A 20380-nucleotide genomic window follows, 5' to 3' on the forward strand; every position below is an offset into this window, starting at 1 on the left:
GGGGTGTTTAGATGACACCTTCTCTTATTCTAAAAAAATGGAACAATGTTCCGCTTAGAGAAACTCATTTTCAAAGGAGAGAAAAGGCTTGGAATGGTTAAATCGATTTACACTTGTAATGGACTGCATCTCTTCTAATGCTAATATGGGGATGGGAGTCAGCGAACTTGCGCGAGAGACTAATTTAAGTAAGGGTACTATTCATCGAATGCTCACAAGTATGTGTGAACAACAGCTTGTTATTCAGGATAAAACCACTAAACAATATTATTTAGGACCGAAAACGATGCTGTGGGGAAGTCAGTTTTTAAGATTGCAGGATCCAATTAAACTATTGGGACGATATGGGGAAAAATTATCTAATGAAACGAACCTCTATACATTCATTTGTCGCTATCATGGCGGTGATGTCTACTGTGTTTATACCCATCAGCCATCCGATTTGCGCAACAAGTATTTTGTCCATGTGGGACAAAGGATGCCGATACATAGTGCAGCGGCAGCAAAGGTAATTGTAGCATACCAAGAGGAAGCGATGGTTGAGAAAATTGTGCAAGAGACACCATTTGAAGCTACCACGCCTTACACCAAAACGAATCCTCTTGATATAAAAAAGGAATTAAAAGAAATTTATCATTCTCAGCTTGCTTTTTGCATCGAAGAATTGGAAATAGGGGTATCTGCTATTTCCGCGCCAATATTTTATGACGACAAAAAAACAAATGTCAGCATCAGCATTGTTGGAGAAAGTGATTATATAATGAGGCAGCAAGAAACATTAGTGAAGCAAATAAATGAAGTGGCCAAAGAGGCAAGTGAACATATGAAATCTATGCATCTATTAAGTTCTATTCGCTTATAAAGAGAAGGGCGGAGCTCCATGGCCCATAATCAAGGAGATAGAAAGATGGATCGAAAAAGAAGATACGAAGAGCTTTTGAATAATATGAATCAATATAATTCAGGAAGTGAAGGAATTACAAGAGTTGCCTTTACGAATGAGGAGCAGGCATGCAGTCATGCTTTTATGCGTTTGTGCAAAAATGAGGGACTAGAAATTAGGATGGACTATTGCGGCAATATTATTGCCAGACGAGAAGGAAAGAAGAATCTGCCGCCAGTGGTGATAGGGTCCCATCTCGATACCGTTTATCAAGGCGGTAAGTACGATGGCGTGGTAGGAGTTACAGCAGGATTAGAAGTGATAAAGCGCCTAAATGAACAAAATCTGGAAACGGAACATCCGATTGAAATTATTTCATTCGCTTGTGAAGAATCGTCTAGGTTCGGTGTATCTACGGTTGGAAGCAAGGCAATGGTAGGAACGCTACAAAAAGAGAAATATCAACACCTCAAGGATAAGGATGGAATTACCTTTGAAAAAGCTCTTTCACTTTGTGCCTTGCGATTTGATCAATTAGATTTGGCCAGCAGAGAGACAGAACGATTTCAGGCTTTCTTTGAATTACATATTGAGCAAGGTCCGATTCTGATGAATACCAATAAGAAAATTGGGATTGTAACAGGAATTGCCGCACCTGTTCGTTTGATTATTGAAGTAAAAGGTGCTGCTTCCCACTCTGGTACAACACCTATGAATATGCGTAAGGATGCATTACTTGGGGCAAGTGAATTAGCACTCGCGTTAGAAGAAGCAGCGAAAAAGGAACAGCATAACGGAACCGTCGCCACAATAGGAGTACTTTCGATTCCAATGGGAGCGATGAATGTCGTACCAGGTACAGTAGAAATGAAAGTAGATATTCGCTCCACTTCGATTGCCTCAAGAAATAAGGTACTTGACGTCCTTTATAAAAAAATGGAGGACATACAGGAAAGACGAGGATTGGAGATATTTTCACAGGAGATAAGTAAAGAAGAGCCAGTACAGTTATCAAAAGAACTTTCACTCGAAGTTGAAAAAATTTGTCTGGAAAAAAATCTTCCTTATCAATGGATGCAAAGTGGAGCTGGGCATGACGCCATGAATATGACTTCTTTAGGACCAGTGGGATTAATCTTTATTCCATCTTTAAATGGAATTAGTCATCATCCAGATGAGCATACCGATTTAGACGATATATTAATCGGAATTGATGTTCTAGAGGCAGCCGTATTACAGCAGGCAAGAGGGATATAAAAAGAAAGGGGAGAAAAAGGATGGCAGTGAAGACAGAAATTTTATTCAATAAGCAAATAAGCAAGCGCTATTTTCATCTAAAAGTAAAAGTCCCCAATAAACAGCTATTCCCAGTTCAAGCAGGTCAATTTTTCCATATTAAATGCAGTGATGGTTCAAAACCTTTGCTGCGCAGACCACTCAGTATATTTCGCATAAATGAAGCGGAAAGTACGCTGGAGTTTCTTTATCTAGTAAAAGGTGTCGGGACAATGGCATTAGCAGAGCGAAAGAAAGAAGAGAGGCTAGATATATTAGGTCCGTTAGGCAAGGGGTTTAGCGTAGCGGAAGGAAGCGAAAATATTCTTGTTGTTGCTAGAGGTGTTGGAATTGCCACCCTTTCTGCCCTTGCTTTTAAGATGAAAAGGATGAATATTTCGTGTTTTGCCATTGTTAGTGCTAGAACAAAAGAGGACTATTTAATGGAAGCAGAGTTAAAGGCAGCTGGTGTGGAAGCGGTTTTTGTAAATGATGAGGACGGAACGAGTGATCCTCATCATGTAAAATTTTTAGCAGAAACGCTAGTAAGCGAAAAAAAGATAGATGGGATCTATACATGTGGGTCAAGAAGGCTATCAATATTAATGAAGGAATTAGCTTGTGAACATCAGCTGTTTGCGGAAATTGCCTTGGAAGAAAATATGGGGTGTGGGATTGGCTCTTGCTATGGATGTGTTTGTCAGATAGAAGAAGAGGAGAGCATAAGGCCTGTTCGAATTTGCATGGAAGGACCAGTCTTCCCATTAGAAAAGGTGGTTTTTGCATGAGTGGATTGGAAGTATCATTAGGCAAGCTACATTTGAAAAATCCTATTATGCCAGCATCTGGAACATTTGCGGAACAAATGACGAATTATATCGATATAAATGAGATCGGGGCTGTTATTCCAAAAAGCATTACGAAGAATCGCCGCACAGGCAACCCAACTCCGCGTATTTGTGAAACAAAGGCAGGTGGCATGATTAATTCGATTGGGATTCAAAGTGAGGGATTAACGTATTTTAAGGAAAAGACAATCCCCTTTTATGCCAATTTTTCCACCCCATTTATTCCTAGTGTTTCAGCAGATAGTATCGAAGAATTTGTGGAGGTTTGTGAAGAGCTTGGTGCTATAGATGAGGTGGACGCCATTGAATTAAATATTTCCTGTCCGAATTTGAAAAATAATGGTCTGGCTTTTGGCATGGATCCATCCATCTCGCATGAATTAGTAAGCCAGGTTCGAAAGACGACAAATAAACCGCTTATTCCGAAGCTGTCTCCTAATGTAACGAGTATTGTGGAGATTGCGAAAGCATGTGAAGCATCCGGCGCCGATATTTTAACGGTTTCCAATACTTTTTTGGCTATGTCTATTGATGTTCATACAAGAAAACCGAAGATCAGCAATGTGATGGGCGGCTATTCCGGCCCAGCCATTTTGCCACTTGTTGTCCGAATGGTTTACCAAGTATACCAAGCAACTTCTCTCCCCATTATAGGATGCGGTGGTGTCATGAATGGAGAAGATGCTATCGAGTTAATGCTCGCAGGAGCGTCCGCTGTACAAATTGGGACGGCTTCCTTCATTGATCCAGAAGCAATGATAACAATACGAGACGAAATCGAAGCGTATATGAAGGTACATGGAATAAAGGATATACAAGAAATCATTGGTGGGGTGGTGGTTCGGTAGTCGTTGGGATGGGAGATTGGCAGAAAAGAATGTGATTTTGGCTGATAAACCCCAAAGTATGGCTGATATCCTCACCGTATTGGTTGATATATAAATTTTTCGTATAAAAAAAGGAGTGGAGAGTATGTTGTGGGATCATGTTATTAAAAACGGCTATTTATATACCGGAAATGGGTTTGAAAAAGGGCATCTCTATATAAAAGATGGAAAGATTGCGGCCATCTCCAAAGAGGAGTTAGCGGGAGAAGCTTTGGAAGCAACAGATGGAGAAGGCTTATATGTTTGCCCTGGCTTTATGGATACCCATATTCATTCAAGGGATCCAGGTCCAACGTATAAAGAGGATTTTTATTATAGCACCCAAGCAGCAGCGGCTGGCGGTATCACGACTGTTTTTGAAATGCCGAACACCAATCCTCCTATTAATAATGTTGGGAATTTTGAAAAGCAAAAGGAAAACCTTTCGGCAAAAGCACATGTGGATTTCGCGATATGGGGAATTTGCTTAGGGGATGTCAATCGAGAAGATATTGTTCCGCTTCATCATGCTGGGGTTATTGGCTTTAAGTTTTTCTGGGGATATGCCATTAATAAAGAGACTTATCAGTTGATGTATAACTACAAGGATGGAGATGAAGGGGTCATTCCACCGCTTTCAGATGGAGAGGTCTATAGTATCTTCCGAGAAGTGCAAAAAACAGGGCAAATTCTAGCTATTCATGCGGAAAATAATCAAATAATCCAACGGCTAACAGAGGAAGTAGAAGCTTCTGGGAAAAGAGATTACGAAGCGCTTCTCCAAGGACGACCGAACTTAGCGGAAGAAATGACGATTCAATCTGGTATTGCCTTGGCGAAAAATCTCGGAACTAGACTGCATATTCTTCATGTAAGTACAGGAGAAGGTGTGAAGTTAATAAGGCAAGCCCAAGCAGATGGCTATACAAATATTACATCTGAAACATGTCCACACTATCTCTTTTTATCCAATGAGGATTATGAAAGAGTTGGCCCGCAGATGAAGGTATATCCGCCTATTAAATATAAAAAGGATCAGGAGGAGCTTTGGAGGGGGATTCGAGATGGCACGGTAACAGTAGTTTGCTCCGACCATGCTCCTCATACGGAGGAAGAAAAGGATGGTAGCTTGTGGGATATCCCTGCTGGAATGTGCGGTGTTGAAACACTGGCACCACTAGTCTTAAACGCAGTGAGTGAAGAGAAAATCTCTTTAGTCGATGCCTGTAAACTCCTTTCTGAAAATCCAGCAAAACAATATGGAATCTATCCACAAAAAGGATCCTTACAAATAGGAACCGATGCAGATATCACCATAGTGGATATGAATAAAAAACACACCATAACAAGAGAACAGCTCCACAGCAAAAGCAAAGTAACCGCATATGACCAAACACCAATTACAGGAATGCCAGTCGCCACCATTGTCCGTGGAACAAAAGTAATGGAAAACGGCCAAATCATAAGCAAACCAATCGGAAGAATTGTATTTCCAGGAGGGAATGAGAGAGACGGTTCACCTTTTCAGCTTAAGAGCATAGGTGATTTGTGATAGCTGGCTTCTATTCAAGATAAGGACAGTTTCTGGTTTAGTAGATAAAATATCTGTTACAAAAACAGAAGGAGAGAGGATAAATGAATAAAAAAGAAAAGCTAGATTCTTTTATAAAACTATACCACCTAATCAACTTTTACTACGAAAACCGCGACCGCCCAGCAGATAAGGAATTCGATTTCTTTGAAGAAGTAAAAACCAACTGCGAAATACTAGAGATTGATTATGATTTGTTTATTCAAGAATTACGGTTGCAGCGGTTGTGAGGAGGAAAGCGGGGGAAAGATTCTCCCGCTTTCTTTTTTAAAAAAGATAAGAAAGTATAAAAATTTGGGTCTACCACAGTCATTTAAGCTGTGGTATTTTCATTTTATGGAGACCAATATATTGAGAAGAATATTTTTTGATAAACACCAACATTGGGAAGCTTTCAAAAGAAAACACGGTGCTAAAATCCGCCCTATCGTAATTAAGGAGGTTGAGAAATTTCGAGATTGTGGGGATATCAAAAATGGATTTAAGTTATTTGTGTGTGAAGGTTGTCATGATGTGCGAAAGGTTCCTTACCGATGTAAAGGTCGATTTTGTACCACGTGCTCTGTTGGAGAAAGTGAAGAATGGAGTAGGTTACTTACTGAAGATGTTCTTCAGGTTAATCATCGGCACGTAATTTTTACGATTGATGAAGGACTAAGAGATGTATTTCTCCTTCACCGACATCTATTAAAAGATTTAATGGATGCTTCTGCAAGACTACTTACTGACTTCTTCAAAAAGAAAGCAAAGGTAACACCTGGGATTATTGCTGGACTCCACACTTTTGGTTCAAGGGTCAACTTCAATCCTCACGTACATATGTTAGTTACAATGGGTGGATTAACAGAAAAAGGAGAATGGAAGCAGTATGATTTCTTGCCATTTACGATGCTTCGTAAACAATGGCAAACGGTCGTATTAAAATTAATTAGAAACGGAGTTTCACCAAGAGAAAAGAAAAGAATCCAACCAAGACTTCAAAAGGCGTTCACCAATAATGGCGAAGGCTTCTATGTGTATGCACCTAAACAGAGGGGAAAAATAAAAGAACAACTTCGTTATATTGGCCGTTATATTCGTCGACCAGCGATTGGAATCAATCGGATTGAGGCATATGATGGGCAATTCGTTACGTTCAAATATAAGGATAAAACTGACGGAAAAGACAAATCCGAAACCGTAAGTGTCGAAGAATTTATTTCACGTTTAATTCGCCATATCCCAGACGAGCAATTTAAAACTATTCGGCATTACGGTATGTATTCAAGAAGATCAAAAAACTTGTGTAAAAAAGTGTTGAGTACTTGGCAACAAAAAGCAAGACGTTGGGTTGTAAAAGTTAAGAAAACCTTACGTCGCCAGACGTGGTGTGAAAGAATAGTAGCCAGTGGCAAGAAAGACCCTCTCGTTTGTCAGAGGTGTGAATGTTACTATGAATACAAGGGAGAAGTCTGCCTTGAAAATGGTAAATTAGAAATAAAGGTAGCCTTATGCAAAACTACAAGAGCTTATTTAGAAAGGATGATTAACGATCTCACCGGTATCAAAAACCCGCAAAAAGGGAAAGAAAAAGAAGAAAAACATAAGCCTAAACCAGTCCAAGCAACAGAGCGTCAGCTATGTTTGTTTGGCGTGTCATGAGAAAGAAGAGATTCCTATTAACGTGGTAAGGGATTTCGATTTAATGGATGATGGAGATCCGACAACTCCTCCTATGTTTGCATGTGAAAAATGTGGGGGTGAAATGTATCCTGAGTATTATAAAGGGGTACATGGCATAGAGTACAAATTATCGGATATTCTCTAACCATGAAAAGGACCGGGCTATGCCCGGTTTTTCTTATTAATTGTATAGAAGAGTAGGGTAAACTAGCTTCAATTAAGAAGCTTTCAATCATTCTCATAATAATTTTTGATGGATACGTACTGAGCTCTAAGTAATATATTGGTAAAAAGATTTGAAGATTTGTTTATAGTTCTGCCTGATAACCGATAACAAGAATAGGTGGTGAGAAAAAATGGATATTGCAGCATTATCAATAGGAATGAATCAAGCAAGCTTATCTCAAAATGTCGGCATAGCTTTAACAAAAAAGGCAATGAATACAGCTGAGCAGAATAGTGATCAATTACTAAAAATGCTAGAAGCTCCTCATCCCACACTAGGTAAATCAGTTGATATGTCGGTTTGATTGGTATTGTAATCATCTATTAGCTGGAACTTTCAAAAGCTAAAAAGTGGTAAGATTCAGCAAGAGGGACTAGGGAAATGGGCCATTTTCTTGGTTCCTTTTTTCTTTGTAAGTTCATTATATATAGGAAGTCATCTAATACTTAACAATTTTTTACAAGACTAGTGTATATAGAAAACGTATCAGAAACCACCATGTTGGAAATGAATAAATACACATAGTGTATATATTTATCGAAAAAAGGCTAAATATCATCGCCTAAATAAAGAGTATTTCTAACTAAGAACATGAAATAGAAGATACTTATACACTGATTTGAGAGACTTGTTTCAGCGAATATCTTAGTGGGATTCATTTTTGAGTTTTTTCACTAAAAGATCCGTTAATTAGCATTCTGTTAATATTATCGTTTGGGATTCCTGATTCAATATAACTCCTTATCAACTTCCATCCATAAGAACGATTATTTTTAAAGGTTTGGAAAAATAAATTTGCAGTATCTAAACTCTTACCCTGAATAATCATAGTTGCAGATATTATCACCATTGTTTCATCAGCATTTAATGGGATAGTAGAGAGCACATTTAGTTTCCATTCTGCATTATTTTCTTTAACAAAATTAAATCCTTGTTCCCACCCACGCACGGCTTCTTTCATTCCAAAATCAGCTATCTCACCCTTTGTGATTTCTCTACCTTTGTAATCTTTTGATATTAAATTTCTTAATTCAATCAAAGAGGAAGAATTCCAAACTCTTAAATAAGTATCAAGAAATTCTCTAAATGAATTATCCATATAATAGCCTCCTGTTCTTGTACTGGTATATTCATCTCACTGCTTATTAGTTGAACAAATATTATGATAATTTTACCACTAAAAGTAATACTTTGCCTTTTTGAGCCTGTAGTTTAATAAAATAATTCTGGGACAAGGGGTCTGGGACAAGGGGTCAGGTACCTTGTCCCATGATAGATTGCCCGTAGCCAATACTTGGTTGCGGCTTTTTTATGTTTGCTGTGTTTAGTTGATGAAAGGCAATTTAGATGAGATTATATATAGAGAGAGATAAACAAGATTTCGTGCAATCTATTATTAGAAAAGGAAAGGAATAATCATGGATAAATCAAAAGAGAGGGAAGAAATGTCCTTATCGTTAAAAGATAAAGTGAAGAAAATTCTACGAGACGAAATTATTATTAATAAGCTAAAACCAGGAGATCGTGTGGTAGAGACGGAGGTCGCTAAACGGCTTGGCATTAGCCAAGTTCCTGTTCGAGAAGCGCTTAGAGGCTTGGAAGAAGAAGGGCTTATCCGCACAGTAAAGTATAAGGGGGCATTTGTAACAGAAATAAATAAGACAGAAATGTACCATATTTTTTCCTTGCGTGCATCGATTGAGACAAATGCAATCGAAATAATTACTCCTTATCTAACAAATAAAAAACTTGGTGAGCTATATGATATTGTTGAACAGATGAAAAATGAAAAACCTGACTATTTGCTGCAATCTAAATTAGATATGGAATTTCACCGGACTATTATCTCTTGGTCAGGAATAGAAACATACAATCGAATATGGTCTATGCTCAATAGTCATATTCAGCGCTATATTACCGTTCTAAATCCTGAAATCAAAATAATGCCAGAAGAAGTGCATACATACCATTTAAAGCTAGTAGAAGTCTTAAAGGAAAAGGATATTCAAAAATCAAAGGAAGTATTTTGGGAACATATTATGAAAATGGTTCTATAAGTCTTTTTGCTCCATAACATAAGATTAAGTGTTGGGATTATATATAAAAATTAAAATTATATATATTTAATCTCGACACGTCTTTAAAAATTATATATAATATTATTAATTATATATAAAGTGAAAAGGAGGGATAGAAAATTAAATGATCTTTTTGCCAACAAAATGATAGCGGTTTCTATAAGGGTGTTTATAATCTGCTACATGAATTCAAGAATGAAGGAGGATATGATTAAATGTTTCGTTTAGAAGGAAAAGTTGCTGCTGTAACAGGTGCGACAAGAGGAATTGGAAAACAAATGGCAATCGCGTTGGCAGAGGCTGGAGCAACGATTGCGTTGCTGCAGAGGAATACAGCAGATATTACAGTTCAAAAAGAGATAGAAGCAATTGGTCAAAAGGCGATTATTGTTGCCTGTAATTTAGAGAATCAAACACAAGTAAAAGAGGCGATACCAACAGTAGTGGAGCAATTAGGCAGCATTGATATCCTTGTTAATAATGCTGGTATCCAACGTCGTTCTCCTTCTTTGACTTTTTCTGAAGAGGACTGGGATGATGTTATAAATGTTAATTTGAAGACAGTTTGGCTTTTATGCCAGGAAGCAGGGAAGTATATGGTTCCCCAAAAGAAAGGAAAAATTATTAATATGGCATCTCTTTTGTCTTTCCAAGGGGGATTGACTGTACCTGCCTATGCTGCTGCTAAAGGAGGAGTTGCCCAGCTTACAAAGGCGTTAGCGAATGAGTGGGCAAAGGAAAATGTCAATGTAAATGCGATTGTGCCTGGATATATTGCTACAGATATGAATGAAGCATTAATGTCAGATGAAACACGCAATAGACAAATTCTTGAACGTATTCCTGCCGGTCGATGGGGCACAGCCGAAGATTTCAGTGGAGTCGTAGTTTTTTTAGCATCAGATGCTTCTAACTATATTCATGGACATTTATTGGCAGTGGATGGTGGCTGGTTAGGCCGCTAAATCTAGGAAAGGTTGATTTGCATACGAAAAATTTTTATAGTTTGCAAGGGAAGTAAATCAAACGTTTAAGTGTGAATACATCCTGTTCTTCTAAATAGGGTCTCCCTTGCAAAAGTGGTATTGATTGTTTAGTTATAGATTATTGTAAGCGCTTCACGATGACTTTTAATAAGATCGACTATATCATTTTTTGGAGGGAATGCAATGCCTATTATCATTGTTGCAATTGGTATTCTTATTTTATTATTTCTTATCATCAAGATGAAGCTAAACACGTTTGTATCGCTAGTTATTGTCTCTTTTTTGGTTGCGATAAGCCTTGGCATGGAATTATCGGAAATAGTAATGACAATAGAAGCCGGGATTGGAAGCCAATTAGGGCATTTAGCCTTAGTATTTGGATTAGGAGCAATGCTTGGGAGATTAGTATCTGATGCAGGGGGCGGAAATAGAATTGCCATTACCCTTATTAATAGGTTCGGTCCGAAACGGATTCAGCTAGCTGTTGTTGTTGCTTCCTTTATTATAGGGGTTGCCTTATTTTTTGAAGTAGGGCTTGTTGTATTAATTCCGATTATTTATGCAATAGCTAAAGAATTAAAAATGCCTTTTCTTTATTTAGGAATACCAATGGCAGCTGCCTTAAATGTTACACATGGCTTTTTGCCTCCACATCCGGCGCCAACTGCGATTACTGCTGCATATGGTGCAGATATTGGACAGGTGTTGTTATTAGGGACCCTTATTGCTATACCAACAACAATTATATCAGGACCGCTATTTAATAAATTTGCCATGAAGTTTTTTCCATACGCTTATAAAAAAAATGGAAATCTTGCAGCTTTGGGACCACAAAAGGAGTTTAATTTACAAGATACGCCTGGGTTTGGCATAAGTGTGCTAACATCATTATTCCCAGTTATATTTATGGGGCTTGCAACAATCTTCTCGTTATTGTTTCCTGGGGAATCTATTGGGAAAGAAATCATAGAATTTATTGGTGCACCGGGAACTGCCATGCTTTTATCACTTTTAATTGCAATCTATACAATGGGATATTCAAGAAAGATTCCAATGAAAGAGATTGGTAATACACTGTCTGAGTCTATTGCCCAAATTGCGATGATGCTATTAATTATCGGCGGTGGTGGTGCCTTTAAGCAAGTGCTAGTAGACGGAGGAGTGGGCGATTATGTAGCGACATTATTCAATGAAACGAATATGTCTCCTATTTTAGTAGCTTGGATGATTGCAGCAATATTGCGTCTCTGTTTAGGATCTGCAACAGTAGCTGCACTTACAACAGCCGGCCTTGTGACTCCTTTATTGGCCACAAGCTCCGTGAACCCAGCACTTATTGTTTTAGCAACAGGAGCAGGCAGCGTTATATTCTGTCATGTTAATGACGCAGGATTTTGGATGGTAAAAGAATATTTTGGTTTAAGCATAAAAGAAACCTTCCAAACATGGAGTACCTTGACCACGGTCATTTCGGTAACAGGTCTATTATGTGTATTGCTGTTGGGAGTGTTTGTTTAGTAATGGTGACAAAGTAATGGTGACAAGTAATGGTGACAGGCACCATAAAAAGACAAAACACCACATCTGTCTCTCTCAGAAGGACAAGGGAAAGGAATCATTTTCTTGATTTCTTTACCTTTTTTGTTTATCAGCAGCCTTGAACTTCGCTAATAATATTAATAATATTTACTCCTTGCTTTCCACGCATGCTTAAGATTTTCTTGCTCATAAAAGGAAGTGGCATCTTCCATACTCTTATTTTGGTTAATATTGTTATCTTCCGTTAATTCCTCATCGGTTTGGCCGATTGCATTTAGTATCGTTCCCACTGCTTGTATCCAGCTTCCACTTATTACTAAAAAATTCCCCTTATCGTTATTGTTAAAGAGGATATGCTTCTCGCCGATTGCTTGGAAGGAGTTACCGACTGCCTGTGTGGTATTTCCTAAGATATTTAATGTTTGTTCCTTTCCTGAGTTATCGAATACTTCATCCACAGCTTCGACGATTGCACCAAATGCCTGTAACCAATTCCCTTTAATGATTAACTTACTTTCTAACTCATCTTCTAATAAAATATACGAACTGGCTACGACCGTATTCCCAATTGCTTGTATCTCAGCTCCGATTTTTTCAAATGTTATCGTTTCTTGTTGATCTGCCTGTACGGCATTTCCAAAAGTTTGTGAAAAATTTCCTATTAAGTCCAAGTCTTTAATTTCTTCTTCACTTAGTAAATTCCATGCACTGTTTCCTAAAGCAGCAAGGATGGCACCAATTGCTTGCACCCATACCGAAGCAATCTCGACTTGGTTCTTCATAATACCACGCCCACATTTTCTTCTAAGCTGTTTCTATTATGGTATTCACATAATGGTGTCAGGGCACTTTGAAAAGATAAAATGTATAATTAGCTTCTAGTTTTTCTGTCGGAAGAATGATAGTGCCTTTGGTGCATGGTTTTGTCCTTCTGGTATGGACATAAATTAAAAAGTGTCTTTTTGTGGTGCCTGTCACCATATCAGTCACCATATCAAAAGAAAAATTAAGTTTTTTTTAAGCAACTTTCATTATGCTAACAGTGAGATTGATTGCCTCTTTTAGCCAATCAGTCTCTCCCATTATGAAAGGAGTTTTTTATATGTCTGAATCAATCAACAGCAATTATTCCAATTTGTATGGCAATTGGACTACGGCAAACCTGACAAGCATACCGAGTACCCAGCAAACATCCAGTAATAGTGAATCAACTTTTAAAGACTATATGCAGCTTGCAACAAGTACCCAATTCACTAGTAGTGGCAATTACAGTAGTAGCACAACAGATCTAACATCTTTAACAACGGAACAGAAAACAGCTTATTTAGAAACGATGCTTAAACGTTTGGAGTCAACAGATTCTAGCGAGAGTTCTTATCTTCCTGAAAGCCTGCAAACAGCATTAAGCACAGTCGGCGATCTTCTTAGTGACTTTCAGGCAAGTGACAGCTCAGAAGAGGAGATTTCCGAGCTATTCACAGCTGTAACGGAAACGCCGGAAGAAGCAAAGCCTTCCAAAGCGGAAATGACGCCACCTCCACTACCAATAAATAACATAACTGCACAAATGGATGATTCGTCATCGGAAACAAGCACAGAACTATCAGTGGACCAGATGAAAGAACTAATTTTTAATCTAATTAATACACTTTCAGAGAACGATTCTACTGATAACACAGATACTTTGAGTGCATCTATTACAGAGCAACTTTCTGATTATGATCAAACTACTGCAACAGATGAAGAATTTAGGGTGACAGGCACCACAAAAAGACATTGTCCATATCAAAAAGACAAATTCCAACAAAAAAATCTTCCATCTAGGAAGATTTTTTATTTTAAATTCGGATATCCCTGTTGTCTCAATGCTTCAAACACCAATATAGCTGCTGTATTAGAAAGGTTTAGGGAACGAATATGTTCTGTCATTGGTATTCTTAAAAAATGGTCTTTATGTGTTTCTAGTAAATCCTTTGGTAATCCCGTTGTTTCTTTTCCAAATATGAAATAATAATCCTTCGATTTATCTTTGAAATTATGAGATGTATAGGTTTCTTCAGCGAATGTTTCAATATAGTAAAACTCACCTTGATTTTTTACAAAAAAGTCATCTAATGAGTCATAATATGTGATTTTTACAGTCTCCCAGAAATCAAGACCTGCTTGTTTGATCATCTTTTCATCGGTTGAAAAGCCAAGTGGTCGAATTAAATGCAAGGCTGTATCTGTTCCTGCACAAGTACGTGCAATATTGGCAGTATTAGCTGGAATTTCTGGCTGATATAATACAACATGTATGGCCATGAATGTCACCTCTATCTTTCTTTTCCCCTTCGAATTATAGCATATTTTGATCTCGTTGCAGGTATGATTTAGGTGATATCTCCCTTCGAAAATTATTGCTATTTATCAGGTAGGAACCACTATCGCTTCAAGTAAAATGCTATTTTTTCTAATTTATTCCATTTTTAGCATCGTTGCCTTCTTTTTCTTTAATCGAAAAGCTTTCTTTTTTTCCATAAAGTAAAAGTACCTAGGAATAACAAAGAAAAGCGCTTTTCTAAAAGGAAACGATAATGGAAGGAAAAACATATGATCAACTCGTTGAAGAGTTTACGCCCATGATTAACCACATGATGAAAAAGCTGACGATTTATAAAGATAAGCAAGATTTTTTTCAAATTGGCTTAATAAGCATTTGGGAAACGACGAAAACCTTTAATCCAGAAAAGGGGAAGTATAGCAATTATTTATATCGGCATATGTGGGGAAGATTTCTGGATGAATTAAAGCGTCGGACAAGAGAGGCAGAAAGAAATGCTTATCCAAGTGAAGAATTTTGGGAGGTGATGGAAAGTCCTATCTTGTATCGGGAAGAAGAAGATTACGTAAAAGGACTTTGCAAGGAATTATCTGAAGGGGAAACAACGTGGGTAGTTGACACCTTTGTACATCAGCTGACGGTGAAGGAAATAGCGCAGAAAGAAAGAGTCTCCCCTTCTGCTGTAAAATGGTGGCGGAAGGGTGCGAAGGAGAAGTTGAAGCGGACATTGTTCCCTGAAAGAGGGGAATGATTTTTTTAAGAGATGTAACCTCGGAAAATAGAATGAAACCATTATTTGGCTATAAATCCATTTATTATTACAAAATTGTCCAAGAATCTATATAGTACAAATTCCGATAAAATTATATAATAAATGGCATATGTCCGTAAAAATAGGGAGAAATCTATGAAATTAGAACCATTTATAAATGCGAGTCCAGATATTATTGTTTTAAAAGATAAAGATGGACGCTGGATGGAAGCGAATAGTAAAACTTTAGAACTTTTTAATATAGAGGAATACCAAGGTAAAACGGAAGATGAATTAGGAAAACTATATCCTCATTTTGCTGTATACGTACCTGTTTTTGTGAAAAGTGATCTTGAGGCTTGGGAGACAGGAAAACAGATAGAAGTAAAAGAGTCTATTATTTTCAATAATTCGGAAAGAATATATGAAGTAATTAAGGTACCGATATTTGATGCTGGTGGAAATCGCCAAAACTTGATAGTATTTGGGCGAGACATAACAGAATTGGAAAAAAGTGAACAAACGTATAAATCTCTATTTTTACATGATCCCGACGGAGTCTATACGTTGGACAAGGAAGGGGATTTTTTAGATGTTATTAAAGTTGCAGAAGAAATCAGCGGGTATACAAGGGAGGAATTAACGAACTTAAATTTCCGGGATTTGATAGTACCTGAAAAACTTCCGAAGGTTTTGCAGCGTTTTGACAAAGTACTATGTGGAATGATTCAAGGGTTTGAGTCTCAAATCATCCGAAAAGATGGAAGAATTAGGGATGTTAAATTAACTACAATTCCATTGAAGTTGAATGATCAAGTTATTGGTATACACGGAATAGCACAAGATATCACAGATAAGAAAAACATAGAGAAACTACAAAAGAAACAAAAGATAATTTTATCGAGAATTGCTGTTGGAGAGCCGTTGGAACAAATAATCGAATATATTACTGAAAGTGTAGAAGAACTATCAAGAGGAATTTGTTCGATTATGTATTATGAACATGAGCATAATTGGTTGCGTTTTGGCTATGGTCCAAAGCTGGACCCTGAATTTGCTGAAAAAATGGATAAGTTTCCGGTCGGTGAAAATTTTGCATCTTATGGGTATTCAGCATATGCGAAAGATATAAAAATTGTATCTGCTATACAAACTGAGACATCCTGGTCCAATTGGAAAGAAATGGCTCTGGTAGAGGGGCTGCATTCCTGCTGGTCATTGCCCATTCTCTCTTCAAAGGGCTCTTTATTAGGAACATTTTCTGTTTATTATAAAGAATCAATAACACTAAAGGATTCTGATATTGAAATCTTTAAAGATTTTAGTCATCTGACAGGAATTGCATTGGAGCGTCATTACCGGGAAGAAGAGATTAAATACTTAGCTAATTATGATAGTTTAACAAATCTACCGAATTTGCGATATTTAAAAGAACTCTTCCCGAAACGTTTACAAGAAACAAACAACCTTGCTGTTATGTTTTTACTCAACTTTCGCAGAGTGATATCGGCAAATAAGCCTTGATATAATTAGGAAGGCCAGCGATCCACTGTTCAAGTTGACTTTGAATTATTTTTTTGATTTTCTTATTCGTTTGTTTAAGTGCATCTTGAAGAAGCTCGATCAATTGCTGTAATGCGACAGCCCAATCAAGTTCATTTACTTCATCGCATAATTCGTAAAACAGACCACCTATTGTGCGTTGATCGGTATTACAGCGATTCTGCCACGACAGAACGATAAAACGAGAAAACACAATCGTTGTATGGCAAATAAGCGCGTCATATGAACGGCTTTGGAATTCTTTTTCAAGTTTCAAAAGAGATTTGGCCGCCTTAAAGAATACCTCGATATCCCAGCGCATTCCATAGATTCGGACGATCTCCTGTTCTGAAAGAGTGCAGTCTGTGCTGAGGATGGCAAGCCAGTCGCTTTTCTTATTTCTGTTTTGAATGAATACCACTTTAATTGGTGTTCCATTAGCCATCATCGTATGGATGGAACGAAGAATTCCTTTCTTGGATTGAATGGGTCCAGCTAGGTGGTATAGTTGCTTTAAAGAAACCATCTCCCCGTTTACGTTATAACGTTGTTTTGTTTCTTTGACCATACCAATTACGTCTAATCCTTGATCCACAATAGACTTTACAAGTGGTGGCAATGTAAACCAAGAATCCATAAGGACATAACTTGCATCTATCCCATTGGCTAATGCACGTTTAATCATGTCAGGAACTTGTTCAGGCTCAGTTTGTAATGCATTTTCTCGACGCTTGTATCCACAAGTACGTTTATCAATTTTTTCAGAGATACCATTGATTTGAGACTTTTTTGAACTGACTAAAGAAAAGTCAATTGGCATAAATGTATAGCCATCTGACCAGCCCAAAGTGAGCATACGAAACCCCTTAAAGAAACGCATTTTCAGGGAAGCATGATCAAAACAACGAGCGAGAAGCTCTACCTTTTTACTACGATTTCGGTCATACGCAGAATCATCGATAATCAGTACTTTTGGACGCTCTTTATTCGTAAGGCGAGTCACCTTTTGAATAGTAAAAATGCTCAACAGTAGTAAGAAACGGCGCCAATTAAAAGTTGATTGGTTTAAAAAGCGATAGACGGCATCTTTGGCTGGAAACTGATCGGCTTTCTTTGAATCAAGAAGTGAAAACCAATTTTTGTGCTGGAAAATCAAACAGAAAACAAGCTGAAATAAGTAGGAACAGCTGAAACCGAAGGATTTTTTAATTCCTGCTTGGCGCAGGTGTTTATTCATTTCAAGCTCAGAAAAAACCGAATTAAGTTCTTTTGGTAGTTGATTGTTTTGGCTATTTTGGTCTATCATATAGGGAGCACCTCTTCTGTATGGTAGTGTTTTCTCGACAATTACACTATACCAAAGAATGAGGTGTTTTTTCATTTTATTAAACACTGTCAAGCAACATATTTAATAGACCATAGACGCAATACAACTAACGATTTGCACTTATTTTTTTGGTGCGAAAGTTGAGTTTTTAGATTTAGATAACTTAAAACCACATAATGATACTTTTGGTCATTCTTCTGGGGATAAGTTATTACAAGAAGTAGGGAAACGAATTCAAGAGGCCATTGGAGAAACGAATGTTGTTGCACGTATGGGCGGGGACGAATTTGTTATATTAATTAGTAATTGTACGAATAAAACCATGCTGCTTGAATTGGCGGACAAAATTCTCAAAGCAATCGAAGAACCGATTATTATCGATGGTCAAGAATTTTCCACCTATGGGAGCATCGGCATAAGTCTTAGTGGGGAACATGGTCAAACGTTTGAGGAGCTTATGAAAAACGCCGACATTGCTATGTATGGTGTGAAAAAAATAGGTGGTAACGCCTATAATCTGTATGATCCAAAAATGAATAAAAACGACCTTCGTGCTTTTCAATTAAAAAGCAATCTCAGAAAAGCACTGAAAGAAAATCAGTTTGTTCTTTATTATCAGCCCAAAATTAATACAGAAACAGGTACTATTATTGGAGTGGAAGCATTAATTAGATGGATTCATCCAGAGAAAGGAATGATCAATCCGGCCACCTTTATTTCCCTAGCGGAAGAAAGTGATTTTATTTTACTGCTAGGTGAGTGGATACTTAATAAAGCGTGTAATCAAATAAAGGAATGGGAAAAGTTAAATATAAAGATTCCCATCGCCATAAATGTATCAATTAAGCAGCTATTAAAACAAGATTTTGCTACACTAGTGAGTAAAAAGCTAAAGGAATTTAAGATATCCTCAGAATATCTTGAAATAGAAATAACAGAAAGTGTGTTATCTAGCAATGAATCGCTGGTTAGGGATGCGGTCTCCAAATTGCGGAACATGGGAATAAAGGTTTCTATTGATGACTTCGGAACTGGATATGCCTCCTTCATGTACTTAAAACAGTTTCAGGCGGATACCATTAAAATTGATCAATCATTTATTAGCCATCTTCCTACTAGTCAGGTAGATACAGCTATTGTTTCAGCCATCATCACTCTTGCTTCGGAATTAGGTATAAATGTGATAGCAGAAGGTGTAGAAACGCAAGAACAATTCAACTTTCTAAAAGATAAAGGGTGCATTCAGCTCCAGGGCTACTTGTATAGTAAACCACTGCCACCTAACGAAATACTTTTATTATTAAGGGAAACAGAGGGACAGTTCTACTGATTTCGTTGGGACAGGTTCCGATTTTAAGGTGTCCTTTCCAAAATAATTATATGCCAAGACCTGTACTTGTAGTTTACACGCAAGTGAGGCCTTGGCATTATTTCTTTTTTTGATAAAACTAACATTTTTACAATACATAAGTAATCCCTGTCTTCTATGTTAATGGAATTTTTAAGAAACTGGATCACGTAGTATCGTACGTAGTGTGTCTTGAGGTGTACTACGATTGAACGGGTCAAGATGAATTTCATGATGGGGTCCACTTCTTCTAACTCCATAATGATCGGCTATGGCCCCAAGTCTAGCTAGAGTGTCGTATTCATTAGCAAATGGACCATGATGCATCACTTGTACAACCACTTGCTCAGGGATTGTGACTATTTCTAGCTTTTCGTTTTCCATATCAGATGCACTCATTGCAGAACGACGAGCCATTTCGACATCTGCTTTTGAAGTATTTTCGTTAATTTGTACCAGCATGCGATAAAGCAATGATGATATGGGATTCACGCTATAGAAGTCAGCGATACCAACTTGTATTGCGTCGTCTGGATACCAGTAGAGAATTTCAACAACTGGAGAACCATCAAGCGTGTTATCTCCATGCGTAAGTATACGTCCAATATCGGTAATGAACGCCATTTTTCGATAAAATGCATCTGTTCCTGGTGCCCCCACACCTAAGATGGACACAAATGTAGCTTTAGGGGCTATCGCCATTTCAGGAACGTCCGCAGCATGCAAGTGATCTGTTGTGGGAAGTTCATTGATTATTTTACTTTTCGTTTCATTGCTATTCGTCTTATTTTGATAGTGTTCAGGCATATATTAGCCTCCATTTTAATTTGAGAAATGTTCGTCAACATTAATTTTCATTATATATTCTTTAATATGACTACGTTATGTCAGGTTTAGGATACTCAGTGTAACAGAAATTTTTTTACACGCTAAAAGTAAATTAGTCATTTATGGAAGTTGATAAAAAAACAAACTATTGCTTTCAAATAATAAGTTCACCAAAACAATAGGTGACTCAAAGAATCCCCTACCTTCCATCTTAATAAGTTAGAACTCGATAGCTTTTACAGTGGTCTCGAACCCTCCCGTTACTTCTTACATCTAATATCTAAAAAATGTTAACAAAATCCTACCT

General features: G+C 37.5%; 19 protein-coding genes. 14 read left to right on the top strand and 5 right to left on the bottom strand.

Annotated features, from left to right (window positions below; translation table 11 throughout):
• Positions 1–88: 88 nt before the first annotated feature.
• The 8 genes from ACWNMZ_RS18500 to ACWNMZ_RS18535 all read left to right on the top strand — a co-directional run bounded on the left by ACWNMZ_RS18500 (position 89) and on the right by ACWNMZ_RS18535 (position 7655).
• Positions 89–862, top strand: coding sequence for an IclR family transcriptional regulator (locus ACWNMZ_RS18500; RefSeq protein ID WP_235251936.1), 774 nt, complete (start codon positions 89–91; stop codon positions 860–862).
• Positions 863–880: 18 nt separating this feature from the next.
• On the top strand, positions 881–2140 hold the full coding sequence (locus ACWNMZ_RS18505; protein ID WP_235251935.1) for a M20 family metallo-hydrolase: 1260 nt from the start codon (positions 881–883) through the stop codon (positions 2138–2140).
• A gap of 20 nt (positions 2141–2160) precedes the next feature.
• Positions 2161–2946, top strand: a complete 786-nt coding sequence (locus ACWNMZ_RS18510; protein ID WP_284561602.1) for a dihydroorotate dehydrogenase electron transfer subunit — start codon at positions 2161–2163, stop codon at positions 2944–2946.
• Entirely contained in the window at positions 2943–3854 is a 912-nt protein-coding gene (locus ACWNMZ_RS18515) for a dihydroorotate dehydrogenase (RefSeq protein WP_349205242.1), read from the top strand. Before ACWNMZ_RS18510 ends, ACWNMZ_RS18515 begins: the two co-directional genes overlap by 4 nt.
• A gap of 124 nt (positions 3855–3978) precedes the next feature.
• Complete coding sequence (locus tag ACWNMZ_RS18520; protein WP_349205243.1) at positions 3979–5424, top strand: dihydroorotase; 1446 nt, start codon at positions 3979–3981, stop codon at positions 5422–5424.
• Between the two features lie 83 nt (positions 5425–5507).
• A complete protein-coding gene (locus ACWNMZ_RS18525; protein WP_235251931.1) occupies positions 5508–5693 on the top strand; it encodes a hypothetical protein in 186 nt (61 codons plus the stop codon).
• A gap of 106 nt (positions 5694–5799) precedes the next feature.
• Entirely contained in the window at positions 5800–7104 is a 1305-nt protein-coding gene (locus ACWNMZ_RS18530; RefSeq protein ID WP_449598765.1) for an IS91 family transposase, read from the top strand.
• A 377-nt stretch (positions 7105–7481) separates the two neighbouring features.
• A complete protein-coding gene (locus ACWNMZ_RS18535) occupies positions 7482–7655 on the top strand; it encodes a YjfB family protein (RefSeq protein WP_449598766.1) in 174 nt (57 codons plus the stop codon).
• Between the two features lie 351 nt (positions 7656–8006).
• Here ACWNMZ_RS18535 and ACWNMZ_RS18540 read toward each other — a convergent pair whose 3' ends face one another.
• Positions 8007–8450 (bottom strand): flavoprotein, encoded by a 444-nt coding sequence (locus tag ACWNMZ_RS18540; RefSeq protein WP_235251929.1) that lies wholly within the window; start codon positions 8448–8450, stop codon positions 8007–8009.
• Positions 8451–8769: 319 nt separating this feature from the next.
• On the opposite strand from ACWNMZ_RS18540, the gene ACWNMZ_RS18545 reads away from it, so the two are divergent.
• The 3 genes from ACWNMZ_RS18545 to ACWNMZ_RS18555 all read left to right on the top strand — a co-directional run bounded on the left by ACWNMZ_RS18545 (position 8770) and on the right by ACWNMZ_RS18555 (position 11933).
• Positions 8770–9408 carry a GntR family transcriptional regulator gene (locus ACWNMZ_RS18545; RefSeq protein WP_235251928.1) on the top strand — a complete coding sequence of 213 codons (639 nt, stop codon included), beginning with the start codon at positions 8770–8772 and terminating at the stop codon, positions 9406–9408.
• A gap of 236 nt (positions 9409–9644) precedes the next feature.
• The gene (locus ACWNMZ_RS18550; RefSeq protein ID WP_441132269.1) at positions 9645–10394 is read left to right on the top strand and encodes a glucose 1-dehydrogenase; all 750 of its coding nucleotides are present in this window, start codon (positions 9645–9647) and stop codon (positions 10392–10394) included.
• Positions 10395–10598: 204 nt separating this feature from the next.
• A complete protein-coding gene (locus ACWNMZ_RS18555; protein WP_235251926.1) occupies positions 10599–11933 on the top strand; it encodes a gluconate:H+ symporter in 1335 nt (444 codons plus the stop codon).
• A 158-nt stretch (positions 11934–12091) separates the two neighbouring features.
• On the opposite strand, the gene ACWNMZ_RS18560 is transcribed toward ACWNMZ_RS18555, so the two are convergent.
• The gene (locus ACWNMZ_RS18560) at positions 12092–12736 is read right to left on the bottom strand and encodes a DUF6944 family repetitive protein (protein ID WP_109768545.1); all 645 of its coding nucleotides are present in this window, start codon (positions 12734–12736) and stop codon (positions 12092–12094) included.
• Positions 12737–13787: 1051 nt separating this feature from the next.
• Positions 13788–14258, bottom strand: coding sequence for a tRNA (cytidine(34)-2'-O)-methyltransferase (locus tag ACWNMZ_RS18565; protein ID WP_449598767.1), 471 nt, complete (start codon positions 14256–14258; stop codon positions 13788–13790).
• 272 nt (positions 14259–14530) lie between these two features.
• On the opposite strand from ACWNMZ_RS18565, the gene ACWNMZ_RS18570 reads away from it, so the two are divergent.
• Complete coding sequence (locus ACWNMZ_RS18570) at positions 14531–15028, top strand: sigma-70 family RNA polymerase sigma factor (RefSeq protein WP_031538607.1); 498 nt, start codon at positions 14531–14533, stop codon at positions 15026–15028.
• Positions 15029–15184: 156 nt separating this feature from the next.
• Complete coding sequence (locus ACWNMZ_RS18575) at positions 15185–16552, top strand: PAS domain S-box protein (RefSeq protein WP_449598768.1); 1368 nt, start codon at positions 15185–15187, stop codon at positions 16550–16552.
• Here ACWNMZ_RS18575 and ACWNMZ_RS18580 read toward each other — a convergent pair.
• On the bottom strand, positions 16515–17876 hold the full coding sequence (locus tag ACWNMZ_RS18580; RefSeq protein WP_449598292.1) for an IS4 family transposase: 1362 nt from the start codon (positions 17874–17876) through the stop codon (positions 16515–16517). The two genes, ACWNMZ_RS18575 and ACWNMZ_RS18580, sit on opposite strands and share 38 nt — an antisense overlap.
• A gap of 133 nt (positions 17877–18009) precedes the next feature.
• Here ACWNMZ_RS18580 and ACWNMZ_RS18585 point away from each other — a divergent pair, with 133 nt between their 5' ends.
• Positions 18010–19227 (top strand): putative bifunctional diguanylate cyclase/phosphodiesterase, encoded by a 1218-nt coding sequence (locus ACWNMZ_RS18585; protein ID WP_449598777.1) that lies wholly within the window; start codon positions 18010–18012, stop codon positions 19225–19227.
• Between the two features lie 171 nt (positions 19228–19398).
• On the opposite strand, the gene ACWNMZ_RS18590 is transcribed toward ACWNMZ_RS18585, so the two are convergent.
• Positions 19399–19947 (bottom strand): GyrI-like domain-containing protein, encoded by a 549-nt coding sequence (locus ACWNMZ_RS18590; protein ID WP_449598769.1) that lies wholly within the window; start codon positions 19945–19947, stop codon positions 19399–19401.
• Positions 19948–20380: the final 433 nt, after the last annotated feature.

The sequence above is a fragment of the Niallia sp. Marseille-Q9988 genome (assembly GCF_976954375.1).

Coding starts and splice junctions, on each gene's coding strand:
- ACWNMZ_RS18560 (WP_109768545.1), bottom strand. CDS start 12,736: ATGAAGAACCAAGTCGAGATTGCTTCGGTATGGGTGCAAGCAATTGGT.
- ACWNMZ_RS18515 (WP_349205242.1), top strand. CDS start 2,943: ATGAGTGGATTGGAAGTATCATTAGGCAAGCTACATTTGAAAAATCCT.
- ACWNMZ_RS18570 (WP_031538607.1), top strand. CDS start 14,531: ATGGAAGGAAAAACATATGATCAACTCGTTGAAGAGTTTACGCCCATG.
- ACWNMZ_RS18555 (WP_235251926.1), top strand. CDS start 10,599: ATGCCTATTATCATTGTTGCAATTGGTATTCTTATTTTATTATTTCTT.
- ACWNMZ_RS18540 (WP_235251929.1), bottom strand. CDS start 8,450: ATGGATAATTCATTTAGAGAATTTCTTGATACTTATTTAAGAGTTTGG.
- ACWNMZ_RS18530 (WP_449598765.1), top strand. CDS start 5,800: ATGGAGACCAATATATTGAGAAGAATATTTTTTGATAAACACCAACAT.
- ACWNMZ_RS18520 (WP_349205243.1), top strand. CDS start 3,979: ATGTTGTGGGATCATGTTATTAAAAACGGCTATTTATATACCGGAAAT.
- ACWNMZ_RS18505 (WP_235251935.1), top strand. CDS start 881: ATGGCCCATAATCAAGGAGATAGAAAGATGGATCGAAAAAGAAGATAC.
- ACWNMZ_RS18550 (WP_441132269.1), top strand. CDS start 9,645: ATGTTTCGTTTAGAAGGAAAAGTTGCTGCTGTAACAGGTGCGACAAGA.
- ACWNMZ_RS18590 (WP_449598769.1), bottom strand. CDS start 19,947: ATGGCGATAGCCCCTAAAGCTACATTTGTGTCCATCTTAGGTGTGGGG.
- ACWNMZ_RS18525 (WP_235251931.1), top strand. CDS start 5,508: ATGAATAAAAAAGAAAAGCTAGATTCTTTTATAAAACTATACCACCTA.
- ACWNMZ_RS18580 (WP_449598292.1), bottom strand. CDS start 17,876: ATGATAGACCAAAATAGCCAAAACAATCAACTACCAAAAGAACTTAAT.
- ACWNMZ_RS18545 (WP_235251928.1), top strand. CDS start 8,770: ATGGATAAATCAAAAGAGAGGGAAGAAATGTCCTTATCGTTAAAAGAT.
- ACWNMZ_RS18535 (WP_449598766.1), top strand. CDS start 7,482: ATGGATATTGCAGCATTATCAATAGGAATGAATCAAGCAAGCTTATCT.
- ACWNMZ_RS18565 (WP_449598767.1), bottom strand. CDS start 14,258: ATGGCCATACATGTTGTATTATATCAGCCAGAAATTCCAGCTAATACT.
- ACWNMZ_RS18510 (WP_284561602.1), top strand. CDS start 2,161: ATGGCAGTGAAGACAGAAATTTTATTCAATAAGCAAATAAGCAAGCGC.
- ACWNMZ_RS18575 (WP_449598768.1), top strand. CDS start 15,185: ATGAAATTAGAACCATTTATAAATGCGAGTCCAGATATTATTGTTTTA.